The 14,421-nt window shown below is 66.6% G+C and carries 12 protein-coding genes; 1 reads left to right on the forward strand and 11 read right to left on the reverse strand.

All coding sequences use genetic code 11. The annotated features are described in order from the left end of the window. Nucleotides 1–155 precede the first annotated feature (155 nt). Both C4K39_RS17345 and C4K39_RS17350 read right to left on the reverse strand, forming a co-directional pair. Nucleotides 156–2,069, reverse strand: coding sequence for an ankyrin repeat domain-containing protein (locus C4K39_RS17345; protein WP_164487303.1), 1,914 nt, complete (start codon nucleotides 2,067–2,069; stop codon nucleotides 156–158). A gap of 71 nt (nucleotides 2,070–2,140) precedes the next feature. After that, entirely contained in the window at nucleotides 2,141–3,133 is a 993-nt protein-coding gene (locus C4K39_RS17350; protein WP_124347064.1) for an AraC family transcriptional regulator, read from the reverse strand. Between the two features lie 198 nt (nucleotides 3,134–3,331). Between C4K39_RS17350 and C4K39_RS17355 the strand changes: the two genes are divergently transcribed. Further along, entirely contained in the window at nucleotides 3,332–3,877 is a 546-nt protein-coding gene (locus C4K39_RS17355; protein WP_159894127.1) for a hypothetical protein, read from the forward strand. 72 nt (nucleotides 3,878–3,949) lie between these two features. Here the strand turns inward: C4K39_RS17355 and C4K39_RS17360 are convergent, their stop codons facing one another. The 9 genes from C4K39_RS17360 to C4K39_RS17400 all read right to left on the reverse strand — a co-directional run bounded on the left by C4K39_RS17360 (nucleotide 3,950) and on the right by C4K39_RS17400 (nucleotide 14,406). After that, the gene (locus C4K39_RS17360) at nucleotides 3,950–4,954 is read right to left on the reverse strand and encodes an asparaginase (protein WP_068578433.1); all 1,005 of its coding nucleotides are present in this window, start codon (nucleotides 4,952–4,954) and stop codon (nucleotides 3,950–3,952) included. A gap of 104 nt (nucleotides 4,955–5,058) precedes the next feature. Then, nucleotides 5,059–6,498 (reverse strand): alanine/glycine:cation symporter family protein, encoded by a 1,440-nt coding sequence (locus C4K39_RS17365; RefSeq protein ID WP_068578435.1) that lies wholly within the window; start codon nucleotides 6,496–6,498, stop codon nucleotides 5,059–5,061. Nucleotides 6,499–6,889: 391 nt separating this feature from the next. Continuing rightward, nucleotides 6,890–7,906 carry a Rieske 2Fe-2S domain-containing protein gene (locus C4K39_RS17370; protein WP_124347066.1) on the reverse strand — a complete coding sequence of 339 codons (1,017 nt, stop codon included), beginning with the start codon at nucleotides 7,904–7,906 and terminating at the stop codon, nucleotides 6,890–6,892. Then, nucleotides 7,903–9,042 carry a hypothetical protein gene (locus C4K39_RS17375; protein ID WP_124347067.1) on the reverse strand — a complete coding sequence of 380 codons (1,140 nt, stop codon included), beginning with the start codon at nucleotides 9,040–9,042 and terminating at the stop codon, nucleotides 7,903–7,905. Before C4K39_RS17375 ends, C4K39_RS17370 begins: the two co-directional genes overlap by 4 nt. Next, nucleotides 9,039–10,193, reverse strand: coding sequence for an ATP-grasp domain-containing protein (locus C4K39_RS17380; protein ID WP_124347068.1), 1,155 nt, complete (start codon nucleotides 10,191–10,193; stop codon nucleotides 9,039–9,041). The genes C4K39_RS17375 and C4K39_RS17380 overlap by 4 nt, the downstream gene beginning before the upstream one ends. Further along, nucleotides 10,181–11,539, reverse strand: coding sequence for a F390 synthetase-related protein (locus tag C4K39_RS17385; RefSeq protein WP_124347069.1), 1,359 nt, complete (start codon nucleotides 11,537–11,539; stop codon nucleotides 10,181–10,183). The genes C4K39_RS17380 and C4K39_RS17385 overlap by 13 nt, the downstream gene beginning before the upstream one ends. Next, a complete protein-coding gene (locus C4K39_RS17390; protein ID WP_124347070.1) occupies nucleotides 11,529–12,383 on the reverse strand; it encodes an MBL fold metallo-hydrolase in 855 nt (284 codons plus the stop codon). The genes C4K39_RS17385 and C4K39_RS17390 overlap by 11 nt, the downstream gene beginning before the upstream one ends. After that, entirely contained in the window at nucleotides 12,380–13,387 is a 1,008-nt protein-coding gene (locus C4K39_RS17395) for an NAD-dependent epimerase/dehydratase family protein (protein WP_124347071.1), read from the reverse strand. The genes C4K39_RS17390 and C4K39_RS17395 overlap by 4 nt, the downstream gene beginning before the upstream one ends. Next, on the reverse strand, nucleotides 13,387–14,406 hold the full coding sequence (locus tag C4K39_RS17400; RefSeq protein ID WP_124347072.1) for a beta-ketoacyl-ACP synthase 3: 1,020 nt from the start codon (nucleotides 14,404–14,406) through the stop codon (nucleotides 13,387–13,389). The genes C4K39_RS17395 and C4K39_RS17400 overlap by 1 nt, the downstream gene beginning before the upstream one ends. Nucleotides 14,407–14,421: the final 15 nt, after the last annotated feature.

Raw genomic sequence — 14,421 nt, forward strand, 5'->3', positions numbered from 1 at the left:
TCTCCGCAGGCTGATTCGGTGGCTCACAGTCTTGCGGGGCGCGGGGTTTTGGAGAACGGCGGGAACGGCCAAAAGAGGATCGATATGGCCAGATTGCGTGACCGCAATTCGCCCCTGGAAGGGGCATGGCGCCCCATTGCGGGGCGCCAGTGGCTTCAGCCTGCCGGTGCTGCCGGCACGAAGCGTTGCAGGACCTGGAGCATGTCCTCGCGTTTTTTCCGGGCGATGGCCTCCAGCAGCAGGGCGTAGCCTTTTTTCTCGCAGCGCTGGCCGACATTCGGGTCGGCGCCTTTTTCCAGCAACAGGGTGAAGACCTCCAGGGTGTCTTGCTGGCTGACGACGCGCGACGTGTCGTCGGCGGAGATCTTGTCGGCCAGTAAAGTCAGCAGGCTCTGCCCCATGGGTTGGTTGTAGCAGGTGCCCCCGCCATAGCTCAGGTTGAGGTTGGCCCCCGCGTTGATCAACAGCTTCATGGCCGGATAGTTGTTGCCCCAGAAGGCCCGGTACAGAGCGGTTTCCTGGTCTGTTGCGGTGCGCAGGTCAAGGTTCTGCGGGTGTTGCAGCAGCCAGGTGAAGCCCTTGAGGTTGCGCTCCTGCTCCGCCAGTTGCATCAGCGGAGTCCGGCCCCGGTAGTCCTGCTCGTCGATGGCGACCCCGGCCTGCAGCAGGAACTTCAAGCGCCTGCCCTGCTCGAGGTCGGGGCCATCCTTGAGGTCACGTTGCATGGCCAGCATGGCCAGGGTGCTCCAGCGATACTGGCCGCTGGTATGGGCACCGTTGGCCAGCAACAGCCGGGCGATCTCCAGGTGCGGGGCATCCAGGGCATGCAGCAGGGCGCTGCGGCCGTCCTCGGCCATGACTTCGCCGCTGACGCCACTGGCCAGCAGGCGCTTTACCTCGGCTTCGTCACCGGCGTCCGCCGCGGCCACCAACGGCCAGAAGCCCTGGCACGCCTGTGGGTTGGCAGATTGCAGGCCCAGGCGCTGGAGCACCCGGGGCGGGATGCTCATCTGGCGTTGCAGGCGCATGCCGCAATACAACCGATAACCTTCGATGGCCCGGCCCTGGGGAATGTTGTCCAGGGGCCGCTGTTCGAACAGGGCCCAGTCCAGGTCGGCCAGGTTGAGGTAGGTCGGCATGCGCGACATGTCCCGGCGCAGCACTTCCACCAGCCAGCCGCGAGCGACCTTCAGCTGGCCGGCCTCGCTGGCCCAGTAGGCGATGTCATTGAGCAGGCCGGGGTATTCGCTGTGGTCGGTGGCGATGCTGCGGTAGTCATGAACCGCGAAGAAGTCCTCCACCTGGCGGAGCCCCGGCCCTTTGTCCTTGGCCTTGCGCAGTTGCGCGTGGAGTTGGCGGAACTGCTTCCAGACAGCATCCGCGTCCGCTGGCGGGACATAGGCATTGAGGGTGATCGGGCCGCCACCGCTGTCGAAAGGCCGGAACCACGGTGGAAACTTCTGCAGGGCTTGCAGCCATTGCTGTCCGGTTTCGTCGCTGATGGGTTGCAGCGGCGTGAAGTCCATCTGCGTCATGTCCTGGCGATGACTGATGGCCAGCAGCGTGCGCTGGGGATCGCGCTGGTCGATCAGCAGGTAGCGCTGGCTGAGTTTCCACTGCGGCGGCACCGAGCAGTCGAAGTCCAGCGGCGTCAGGGTGATGCCGGTGTCCAGGGTATTGCTGGGCGGCCAGTTGTCCGTGACCTGGATGTCATTGTCCGGCGACACGCAGTTACGCAGATCTTCCGGGCTGAACAGCGCTATGGGCGGCGACTTGTAGACCCGCTGCCGGTAATCCAGGTCCTGGTAGGCATTGAGATAGAACATCCCGCGATACTGGCTCAGCACGATCCGCGCCGGCAGCTTGGCCAGGCCCGGCAGCGCGAAGGGCTTGATCTGCAGGGTGGCGGTTTCCGGCTCGTCGAGGGCGAAGTGGCTGGACATCTCCCACCACTTGAATTTCGCCAGGTCGAAAGCCTGGACGGCGGGTGCTGCTGCGAGCATCAGCAGCGCCAGGCCGATTCGACGAAGGCCGATATGCCTGGCGGTGCTACCTGTGGATAGATTCAACGTTGCCGTCCCTTGCCGGTATGAAAGGCCGGCAATGTAATGCAATTGGCGCTGTTGTGCCGGGGTTTGTGTCAGGGCCGGAACTGGCTCGGCGCCACGCCGCTCCAGCGGATGAAGGCATGGCGAAAGCTTGCGGTCTCGCTGAAGCCCAGGGCTTCGGCGATGCGGTAGATCGGCAGTTGGTCTTCGCAGAGCAGTTGCTTGGCTCGCTCGAAGCGCAGTTCGTCCAGCAGTTCTTGGTAGCTGCAGCCCAGGTCCTTGAGGTGCCGACGCAGGGTCCGGGCCGAGCAGTTCATCTGTTCCGCCAATCCGTCCAGGCCGGGAGCGGCGTCCATCTGCGCCGCCAGTAACTGGCGGATGCGCCCGAGCCAGGCCTGGCGTCCGGTGAACTCGGTGTTCTGCTTGCGACAGCGCTCGGCCATGGCCTGGTGGGTGATGGCATCCGCCAGGGGCAGCGGTTGGTCGAGCCAGCGCCGGTCGAAGGCGAAGGCATTGCTGGCGGCATCGAACGTCAGAGGGCAGTCGAAGCGTTCGCGATAACGGGCCTGGTAGTCCGGTGCCGGGTAGTCGAAGCGCGCGCCGATCAGTGGCAGCGGATGCCCCAGCAGGTCGTCGCAGATGACCTTCATCGAGACCAGGCAGAACTCGGTGTTGAACGCGGCCAGGGCCGGGCCTTCGCGATAGTCGGCGGCCGTCAGCCAGATACGCGGGCCGTCGGTTTCCAGGGTCAGCTCGAAAAGTGTTCCCATCAGCGCCGGATAGCGCAGCGCCAGGCGCAAAGCGTCACCTAAGGTGGCACTGGTGAGCAGGGCGTAGCCGAGCATGCCGTAGGACGATACGTGCATGCGCCGGCCCAGTTCCAGGCCGATATCGCGTTGCAAGGCCACGGCATTGGCACACACCAGCATCTCTTGGCTGGTGGTGATGCGGGTGTCGGCACGGCTCAGGTCGGTGGGGTTTATACCGCTGCCGGCCAACAACGTGCCGCCGTCCTGACCCTGGTCCTTGAAGGTGTTGAGGATCAGGGAAACCGCATTGAGGGTGGTGAGGTGCGAGTGCAGCATGCGCAGATTCCGACCTGGGAAAGACCCTTGACTGGAGCAAGTTGCATGCCGCCCGTGACAGGACCTGCGGTTTTCCAGCCAGCGGCATGGGGTATTTCGGGCGTGGTGTGGTTAGTGACTTGGCGCTTTGATTGGTGCAACCTGCCTGTCATTCACCGCCGGAGGTGGCGGTGCAGCAACCTCGATAAAGGATTATGTATGACCCTCACTCCTGCGCGTTCCCTGCTCCTGGTGTCCGGCTTGCTCCTGAGTTCGCTGTGCCTGGCCGAGGCTGAGCCAGGCAGCGAAAGCACCCTCAAGGACTCTGCCAAGTCAGCCGTCTCGTCAGCCATTTCGGCAGGCAAGAACCTCTTGGGTGGCGTCAGCGAAGGTGTGCTCGATGGTCGCCAATCGGCGCAAGGCGTCGATGGCGCCTCGATCATTTCTTCCCGCGAGCAAATGAAGGGCCGCGTCGACGTCCAGGTATTGAAGACCGAAGCCGTCGGCGACAGCTTCAACGTCACCCTGGGTTTCAAGAACAGCAGCGACAGCCAGCTGCGGCTGATCAACCTCAAGCAGACCGGTGCCCTGCTGGCGATCGACCAGGACGGTTATGCCAACAACCTGACTGTCAGCCTCGACAACCCGGATGAAGTCACCATCCCGGCCAAGGCGGCAGTGCGGCAGAAGTTCGTGTTCGAAGGGCCGATCGAGAGTTCGAGTTCGGTGCGGGTCTGGGGCCAGGATTACTCGGTCAAGAAGTAACCCGAGCGCCACCCTCTGTTCATCGTTGAGCCGGCGGCTACCGCAGTAGCCACCGGCTCCCGAGCCTGGGCTTCAGCTCAGCTCGCCACACAGGTCCAGCTCCACCAGGCGTCGCACTTCGTCGCTAGCCAGCCCGGCGCCCAGCAGGGCGTTGAGCTTGCCGAAGGCCGCTTCGCGGGTCATGCCGCCACCGGACAGCACGCCAACACCACGCAGGCGGCTACCGGCTTCGTAGATGTCCAGCTCCACACCGCCTTCATGGCATTGGGTGATCGCAACCACCACGATGCCTTGCTCGCGAGCGCGCTGCAGGCTGGCCAGGAATGCCGGATTGTCGCTGGGGCCGGTGCCACTGCCAAAGCACTCCAGCACCAGAGCCTGGATGCCGCTGGCGAGCACGCCATCGAGCACTTCGGCGCCGATCCCGGGGAACAGCGGCAGCACGCCGACCTTGGCCGGCTGCCGGGCCTGGCGGTAGTCCAGGCTTGGCGGGATGGCCTCGACCTGGGTGCCGCCACCTTTGCGCCGCAGGGCAGCGAACGGGTGCCGGCCGAAGCTGCGGATCTTCGCGCAGCGGGTCGGTGCCAGCAGCTCGCCATGGAAGTACAGCTGCACGCCGGGTGCCAGGCCCCGGCCGAGGGCCAGCAGGGCACCGCTGAGGTTTTCCCAGGCATCGCTGTCGGGCACGCCGGCCGGCAGCATCGAACCGGTGAACAGCACCCGTGCCGGCAGGCCCAGCAACTGGAAGCTCATGGCCGCGGCGCTGTAGGCCAGGGTGTCGGTGCCGTGCAGGATCAGTACGCTGTCGCAGCCTTCGCTCTCGACGGCCTCGACCACCGCTTCGCGCAGGCGCTGCCAGTACTCGGGGGTCATGTTGGCGCTGTCGATCAGCGGCGCCATTTCGCGAAAGCGCCAGGCCGGTACCGGCAGGTCGGGACGGGTGTCGAGGTAGTCGCGCATCCGGGCTTCGAAGCCGGATGCCGGGGCCAGCCCGTCGGCACTGGCCTGCATGCCGATGGTGCCACCGGTGTAGAGCACCATGACGCGCTGGGCGGCAGGGTAGGTCGAAGGGTTCATGGGATTCTCCGAAACGGTGAGTTCCTGTGGGAGCGGGCCAGCCCGCTCGCACATTTATCGAACTGTAACCGACGGGTGCAGAGGATGCGCCCGTCGTTCACCCATCAGCGTTGCGCTGTGGGTACGCCTTGCGACTCGGCCTGGGCGGTGGCCGCAGGTTCGGCGGGCCAGGCTTTCAGGTCCAGGTCCAGATCGGCGAATTTGCGCGAGTCGAACACAGGCTGGTCGACGCCGGCGCGGCGCTGCTCGTCGTAGTCGCGCATCACACGCATGCCGACCTTGAACAGCATGGCCAGGGCCACCAGGTTGACGAAGGCCAGGCAGGTCATGGTGATGTCGGCGAAGGCGAACACGGTCGACAGGTCCTGCATCGAACCCCATACCACCAGCGCCAGCACCAGGCCGCGGAACAGCATCAGCACGGTGCGGTTGCGGGTGAGGAACTGCAGGCTGTTTTCGCCCAGGTAGTAGTTGTAGAGGATGCAGGTGAAGACGAACAGCGACAGCGCGACGCTGACGAACAGGCGACCCCAGTCACCGACCACGGCAGCCAGCGAGTTCTGGGTCAGGACGATGCCGTCGCCTTCGAAGCCCGGGGTGTAGAAGCCCGACAGCAGGATCAGCAGCGCGGTGCAGGTGCAGATCACGAAGGTGTCGAGGAACACGCTGAAGGCCTGGACCACGCCCTGGGCGCCCGGGTGCTTCACGGCGGCCACGGCGGCGACGTTCGGCGCACTGCCCAGGCCCGCTTCGTTGGCGAACACACCACGCTTCACGCCCATGACGATGGCGCTGCCGAGCAGGCCGCCGAAGGCCGGGTCAAGACCGAAGGCGCTCTTGATGATGGTCTCCAGCATGGCCGGCACTTGTTCGATCTGGGTGCCGATCACGTACAGGGTCACGGCGATGTAGGCCAGGGTCTTGATCGGGACCAGCAGGTCGGACACCGCGGCGATGCGCTTGATGCCGCCGATGAAGGTGATGGCCAGCAGCAGCGCCAGGACGATGCCGGTGTGGCTAGGGTCGAAGGCAAAGGCGTCCTGCAGCGAGTGCGTCACGGTGTAGGACTGCAGGCCGATGAAGGCGAAGCCGTAGGTGACCAGCAGCAGGATGGAGAACACCACTGCCATGCCTTTGAGCTTCAGGCCGTGCTGGATGTAGTAGGCCGGGCCGCCGCGGTACAGGCCGTCGCCGTCGGCGCGCTTGTAGACCTGGGCCAGGGTGCATTCGAAGAAGCTGCTGGACATGCCCACCAGTGCGGTCACCCACATCCAGAACACGGCGCCCGGACCACCCAGGGTCACGGCGATGCCGACGCCCGCGATGTTGCCTGCGCCCACCCGGCCGGCGAGGCTGAGCATCAGCGCCTGGAACGAGCTGAGCTGGCCGCCGCTGCTTTTCAGGCTGTCGCGGAACACCGCGAACATATGGAGGAAGTGGCGCAATTGAACGAAACGCGAGCGGATCGTGAAGTAGCCGCCGAGCCCGACAATGAGCACGATCAGCACTTTCCCTGAGAGGAAGTCGTTGATGACTTCGAGCATGGATTATTCCTCGCTGTTTTTTGTGTAGGCAAAAGCAGAGCGGACAGAAACACTTTGTTACACCGCTGGTTGCACGCACGGCAAAGCGGTGGGGCGAGCGTTCGTCCCGGTTCTCTATTCGCGGGTTGTTATTAGTTCGGGTTTCCCGTGGGTTGGAGCCTCGTTACCGACGGCTGTCCACGCGAAGAGGGGGCGCACTATACCGGTGCGAGGGCTTGCCGTCTGCATGTAGCGCATGGAACCGAGGAACGGTGGGCCCGGCGCAAGCTGAATCGGTTCTTCATTGGGGACGCTGCGACCCTTGTGGGCAGGGCCTTGCAGGGGTGCCCGAGGTCGACCGCCGTGTCGGTGCAGTCCGTTCGTCGCGCTGCTGCGTTGCGGGTGTGGCCGGTTACAGCAGGAACTCGTGGTGCCGCTCCTGGAAGTCGCTCAGTTCACCCTGTTCCAGCAATTGCCGAATCCATGGCCCGAGCAGGTCCTGGGAGCCGTCCAGGGGCGTTTGCCGGTGCCAGCGCAGTGGTACGCCGGCAAAGCGCAGCTGGTTGGCGCTGACTTTTTCCAGGATCTGCCGGTCCTGCTTGAGGATCACCTTGAACAAGGGTTGCAGCACACCGCGCTTGAGCCATCCCGGCAGGCGGCCTCGGGCCGTGGCAATCCGTGCGAACACGCGCAGCTCGCCCTCGGCGGCCGGGCTCAGCCAGGCGCTGACCAGCAGGTTGAGCCGGCCCTGGCGGTCGCGGTATTCGATTTCCGCCAGCCCCGGCAGGCGGAATCGCCCCATGCTCAGGCCGCGTTCGCCTTCGAACAGCCGGGATATCAGGCCGGATTGAGTGCCTTCTTCGCTGTACTGCGCCTCAACCCCATCCTCCAACTGATGCACCCAGGCGCGAATTCGCTGGCGCTGGCGGTCGTGGCGAATCCAGCCGGCATGCACGAAGTGGGTGTGGAAGCCGTCGAGGAAGTTCTCCGCGGCGTCCTGCAAGCTGCACTGCACTCGGTCGCTGATCCAGAACACGTCCAGGGCCTGGGGCTGCTCGGCGGCGGCCACTGGAGGGGTGTCCGGACGTTCGTTGGCGAGGCTGACCCACACCAGTCCCTGGGCTTCGCAACTGTGCAGGGGGTGCAGCAATGGCTGGCTGCAACGCTGCTGCGCCTGGCCGGGCAGGTGGCTGCACCGGCCCTGGGGGTCGAAACGCCAGCCGTGGTAGGGGCACTGGATCTGTCCGTCGCGCACCCGCCCGGCGCTCAGCGGCGCAAAGCGGTGGGGGCAACGGTCCGGCAGCACGGCGGGGGCGCCTTGGGCGTCGCGGAACACCACCAGGGGTACGCCGTGCAGGGTGCAGGCCAGGGGTTGGCGTTGCAGCTGTCGGCTCAGGGCGACGGGCCACCAGCCCGGGTGACTGTTCACAGTTTGAGTTTCCTCATCAGGGGCACGCCGATCCGTTGCAGTAGCAGGCCCATCAGTTGCCACACCAGGCGTCGCGACCTGGGCAGGTGGGCCACGTGGACCAGGCTGTATTCGATCTGTGGCTCACCACCGCGCAGGCGCTTGAAGGCTGCCGCGCCGGAGCTGAAGTTGAGCACCTGGCGGCGGTCCGCCGCTTCTTGCAGGCACAGCCTGGTCAGTTGCCGGTACAGGCCGGCGCGCTGGGGCAGGGCGGTGTCGTAGCCGACGATGGGCGTGCTGATCAGCGCGCTGTTGGCGAACCAGCCCAGGGCGCCGTCGATGCTCCCCTCGGCGTTGCGCAGGGCGCGCACCTGCAGCCAGCCTTCGGCCTGCCCGCGTTGCAGCCATTGCGCGCTGTAGTGGGGGTTGAGACGGCTGTATTTGTCCAGGTAGAGCAGGTTGTACAGCTGCTCGATGCGCTGGAAGTCGGCCTCGTTCAGCTCGCTGCCGGGCACCACCGTATAAGGGCTGCGGCGCAGCAGGGTGGCGTCCAGGCGGGTGTTGTGGTGGCGCAGGAAGGTTGAGTTTTCGCCCTCGCGACCATCGAACAGGTACACCTGGCGGCTGGGAATGGCCAGGTAGCCCAGGGCTTGCAGGCGCTTGCGCAGTGCGTGGTTGCTGAAGTCGTTGAGCGAGCGAAAGCCGAAGCCGTGGTCGGGAAACTCCCGGCGCAGCAGTTCGGTGATCGCTGGCAAATCCGTGCCATCCCAGTCGGCCGGGTAGAGATTGGTGGACAGCAACCAGTTGTTGACCTGCACCAAACGGTCGACCCTGGCCGCGCTCAGCAACCGGTCCACGCCCTGGGTCAGCAGCTTCAAGGGCCAGGCCAGCCAGGGTCGGCGCAGGCGCTGCAGTTCTTCCCGGGCGTAGCCGCTGTAGGCGGTTTGCGGCGACACCACGTAGCAGTTATCCACAGGGTCGTGGCCGTGGTTGATGCTCACCGGGAACTGATGGCGGCCGGTGTCCAGCAGGGCCAGGGCCGTGCTGACATTGCCGATCAGCGCGCCACCGGCGCAGGTGCGCACATAGTGCCGGGCGTGGCTGTCGCCTGCGCTGGGTGGCTCAAGGGCCAGTTGCTCGGGCAGCAGCAGCTTCATGGGCGCGGCGCCCCCAGGGGTTGGCCGTTCCACTCGATATCGGCGGTGGAGGCGGCCAGCAGCCCGCAACGGCGGGTCAGGGCGCGGCCGATGATTTCCGCCAGGCTCAGCACCTGGGCGGTCAGCGGGCCACGGTCGCCGTCCTGCACGATCACATCCCGGGCTTGTCGGTAGTCCTGCCAGAAGGTGTGGCTCAAGGCCCGTTGCGGCGCGGCCAGTAGCAGCATGGCCAGGGCGATCATCCGCGGTTCCAGGGTCGCCTCCAGCGTTGCGTCGGTTGGGTGGGTCAGCGCCGCCACCAGTTGCCCCCGCTGGTCGTCGAACAGGTGCACGCCGCTGGTGGCCCTGGGGTTGCATTCCAGGACATGGAAGCGACCCTGCTGGTCCTCGATGAAGTCAAAACCCACCTGCCCGGTGTAGCCGGTGGCCTGGCCGAACTGTTCCAGAAAGGCACGAATCGGTGCCGGGGCGCAGCTGTGGAAGTAGATCCCCGAGCCACGCCCGACCCGGTAGCGTGGCTGGTAGCTGCTGTGGGCCCGCAGCTGGCCATCCACCAGCACGCTGAAGCTGCAGTATTCCTGGCCGGGGACAAAGCGCTGGGCCACCCAGGGGGCCTCGGCGCTGGGCCGGACCTTGGCCAGTTGCGCGGGGCTCGGGCGGATCAGGGTCTGGGAGGCGAAGCGCGAATAGGCTGGCTTGAACACCAGGGTGTCGTGTTCGGCGACCAGCGCTTGCAGCGCAGCTGGGTCATGCAGCACCCGGGTCGGTGGCGCGGCCACGGCCCAGCCCTCGGTCATGGCGGCGAAATCGCCCTTGTGGTGCAGGCGGTGCAACAGGTCGAACCCGCTGGTGAACACCCGGCACAGAGGTCGCAGGCGTTCCAGGCCGTGGGCCAGGTAGAACACCTCTTCGCAGGTGGGCAGCAGCAGGTCGATGGCCTGTTGCCGGATGATCATGGCCAGGGCTTCGATCCAGGCTTCGGGGTCGTGGCGTGGTTCGGGCAGGCGCACGAAGTGCTCGGCGGCGCGGCTGAAACGGCTCAGTGGCTGGGCCAGGGAATCGGCCACGGTCACCGTCCAGCCGGCTTGGCCAAAGGCCCGGGCCCACTCCAGGCAGGCCGGCGCCCGGGCACCGAGAATCAATACACGCATGACAGTCCCTCGGGAAGTTGCAGCATCAGCAGGCGGCGTCTTTTTGTCTGGGGCGGCGGTGCCTGCCAGTGGCCGAAGCTCAGGCTCGGCGCCTGCAGTCCTTGCTGTGCGCAGAGCTCGGCCAGGGCCTCGGTCAAGCGCTGGCACAGCCCGTGGTAGTCGCCCGAGGTGCGTAGGTTGGCCTGCCAGAGCAGTCCGCGCTGGTGGATTTCGTATTCCTCAAGCTCTGCCCCCAGCATCAGCAGGGCCCGGCGCAAGACATCGGGATAGAGCGGCGCCAGCTGCTGGCCGTCGAGCCGCGGCAGCCAGAGGATCTCGTCAGCGCGACCTTCCACGGCGGCGATGGCCCGCTCCGCGCGGCCACAGGAGCAGGGCGCGCTGGCTACCCGCAGGATGTCGTTGAGGCGATACCGCACGATCAACTGCGTGCGCCTTGAAAAGTCGGTGATGATCGGCTGGAAGCGCGTGCGTTGCGGGTCCAGCCACTGCGGCTCGATGTGCAGGTGGCTTTCGTTCAGATGCAGGGTGCCGGCTTCGCAGGTGTAGCCAAGAAAGCCTTCGCTGGCCTGATAGATCTGCTGGGGCTTGATCCCGAAGGCTTGCTGCACCACTTCGGCGTCGGTGCTTTCCAGCACCTCGGCCACCGACAGGATGTGCCGTGGGCGGATCGTCAGTTGCCCGGCCAGGGCCGCCTGGGCCAGCCCACGCAGCACCGTGGCCGGGGCCACCAGCACGTCCGGGTTCTGTTGATTCAAGCGTTCCAGGGAAGCGGCCAGGCCCAGGGTCAGGTCGTGAAAGGCGAAGTCGATGCGACGGCTGGCCAGGGTGGTGTACAGGCGGCTGTTGGCCCGCAGGAAAAAGGCGATCCGCAGCGGTGCCAGCCAGGGGCACACCAGCCGGGGCAAGAGGGCCCGGGGCAGGGTGCGCGCCAGCAGGATGCCGGCCCAGCGCTGGCGTTCCACGCTGCTGACCAGGAACACCCCCTGGGCCCCCGATGTACCGCTGGACAGGCCCACGGTGATGTCGCCCAGGGTCGGGCTGAAGTCCCGCGACTGCTCCGCTTGCAGGGCTACCGGCAGTACCTGCTCCAGGCTCAGGGCGCGGGTGTTGAAGCCGGCGAAATCATTCATCAGGCTGGCCTTGTCCATGATCGGCAGGCGGTGCAGGCCGTCGTTTGCCAGCGCCTTGAAGCGTTCGCTACGGGGTATGACCCGGGCAATGAAGTACCTCAGGCGCCTTGCCTGCCAGGCTTCCAGCCGCTCGCGGCGACGAAAGCGCAGGGCGTAGCGGCTGAACACGAAGGAACCGATGGTGCGCAGCGTGCCCAGCAGGTGCTCACTGTTCATTGGCGAAGGCCTCCCAGGCCTGGGTGCAATGGGACGGCAGCACCGCCACCGCCGGTTCGCGGCGAATCAACTGGCCCAGGCCGCTGTAGGTGCGCACGTATTGCCTGCGGTCGGCGCTGGCAAACCACAGCGCCGGGGCGGCCGGCAGGCGCTCGGCGCGGCAGGCCGGCACCGACCAGCAGGCATCGGCCACCAGGAACACTGGCCGGCCCTGGGCATTGGGGATGAACAGGCCCAACTGGCCTTCGCTGTGCCCCGGCAGCGGCACGCCGATCAGGCTGCCATCGCCGAACAGGTCCAGGCCCTGCTCGAAGGGCGCCATCCAGCCCGGCAGCGCGCAGCTGGGGCTGGCTTCGGCCAGGTTCAGGCGGGCGCTGAAATCGTCCGGCAGCAAACCCGGCAAATGGCCGCCAAGGGTGGCCCGCCAACGCTGGTCGCGCAGGCTGTCGATATGTCGGTAATCGGCTTCCAGGGCGATGAAACGGGCATTGGCAAAATCCCGCAGGCCGGCGATATGGTCGGCGTGGAAGTGGGAAATGATCACGTAGCGGATATCCGCTGGGCCGATGCCCCGTTCATGCAGCTGGGCCCCCAGCTGTTCCGCCACCGGCAACTGCACCGGCACCGCGCTGCGGTACAGGCGCTCGGGCAGGGCGCGGGTGGCCTGGAAGAAGTGCTCGGCGTAGCCGGTGTCGTAGAGGATCCAGCCGTGGTCCGGGTGCTGGATCAGCCCGCACAAGGCCGGAAACTGCACCGGCGCCAGGCGCCCGCCACGGTCGGCCATGCATTCCAGGTGCTGGCACCAGCCGGCCCGCAGGATCTTCAAGCTGACGCAGCGGCTCATGGTCGTTGCTCCTGCTGTGCCAGCCACCATTTTGCGTGCTGGGCGATGCCTTGCTCCTGGGTGATGACCGGGCGATAGCCCAGCTCGTGCTGGATGGCGCTGATGTCCAGGGTCTGGCTGAAGGCCAGGACGCCTGCGCCGTAGCGGGTGATCAAGGGTTCGGCGCCGTTGCCCAGGCGCGCCTTGAGCTCCAGCAGGTGTGCCACGCCGTGCACCAGGGGCCAGGGCAGGCGGCGGGTACGCAGCGGCAACTGGAAGTGCTCGGCCATCTGTTGCAGCAGGTCCTTGAACGCCAGCGGTGTGGCGTTGCTCAGGTTGTACACGCACAGCGGGCGCGGCAGGGGGCGGGTCAGGGCCAGCCACACCGCGTGCACCAGATTGTCGACGCAGGTCAGGTCCAGCTGTGCCAGGCCGCCGCGCATCAATGGAATCGCTCCGCGTTGCATCACGCGCAACAGGCGGGGCATCAGGGTCGCATCCCAGGGGCCGAACACCGCCCGTGGCCGCAGGATCACGCATTCGGGCAGGCCGGCTTCACCCAGCAGGGTTTCGGCCTGGGCCTTGCTGCGGGCGTAGTCATTCACCGGTGGTGGCAGTGGCTGGTCTTCGCGGATGCCCAGGCGGTCGCTGAAGTTGAAGTACAGGCTGGGAGTGGAGATATGCACCAGCCGTGGGATGCGGTTGTCCCGGCAGGCGTGGATCACCTCGGCGGTGGAGTCGAGGTTGGCTCGGGCGAAAGCCTGGGGCGAACCCCAGGGCGAGGACAGCGCCGCGCAATGGACGATGGCGTCATGCCCTCGGGTGGCGTCGGCCAGCAGGCGCTTGGCCTGTCGGCTGCCGTGTTCCAGGGGTAGCCAGCGTACAGGCGCCGGGCTGTGGACAGTGACTTGGGCCGCCGCCTCGGGGTTGCGTCCGCTGAACTGCACTTCGCAGCCCTCGGCGGCCAGCTTCCACACCAGATGCCGACCGATAAAACCGGTTCCACCAGTGACCAGGATTTTCATCAGAACTCCAGAATCAGGCCGCCCAGGGACAGGCCCGCGCCGGTGCCGATCAGCATCAGGGTCTGCCCGCGTTGAATACGTCCGTCGCGCACCGCGATGTCCAGCGCGGTGGGCAGCGACGCCGCCACCTGATTGCCGTGCCGGGCAAAGATATCGATGACTTTCTCCGGCCCCAGGCTCAGGCGTCTGGTCGCATGCGCCATGGCCTGCTGGCTGGCCTGGTGGGGGATGATCCAGTCGACCTGCGCCAGGGGCAGCGCGGCTTGCTGGAGCAGGTCGTCCATCAGGTCGGGCAGGTGCTTGGCCGCCAGGCGGAACACGCCCTTGCCCTGCATGGCGAAGCTGGTCAGGGGCTCGAACGGCACGTCGATGCGCCGCGGGTGAAAGCGTGAACCGCCAGCGGGGATCTGACACAGCGCGGCGCCTTCGGCGTAGGTCTTGAGGCGCGAGGCGAGGATCTTCTGGCCACCGTCGCCCACCCCCAGCACCACTGCCGCCGCACCGTCGCCGAAGATGCCGCTGACTTCCACCTGCTGCCAGTCCAGGCCGCAGGAGGCGATATCGGCGCACACCAGCAGGACACGTCGGTAGTGCCCGGCCTGGATCGGCCAGGACAGGGTGTCCAGAGCGGCGATAAAGCCCAGGCAGCTGGCGTTGATGTCCATGGCCGGGATACCCGACTGCCCCAGGCCCAGCTCCCGTTGCAGCAGCGCGGCGTTGCAGGGCATGCCTTGGTCCAGGGTGCCGCTGGCGCAGACGATCAGGTCCAGCTGGTCCAGCGCCAGGCCTGCTGCGTCCAGGGCCCGGTGCGCGGCGCTGGCGCCGAGGCTGGCGGCGGTGTCCGCAGGGGCGGCGACATGGCGCTGCTGCACTCCGCTGATGCGTGCCACGCTACCGGCTTCCAGGCCGAGCTGGCGGTCCAGTTCAGCGCTGGTGACCACCTGCTGCGGCAGGGCATGGCCAGTGCCGAGGATGGCCAGCGCCCGGGCAGGGCGGGGGGAGGACGCTGATGTGTGCATGCAAATTCCGTTGGT

The organism is Pseudomonas sessilinigenes (genome assembly GCF_003850565.1).
Lineage (GTDB): Bacteria > Pseudomonadota > Gammaproteobacteria > Pseudomonadales > Pseudomonadaceae > Aquipseudomonas > Aquipseudomonas sessilinigenes.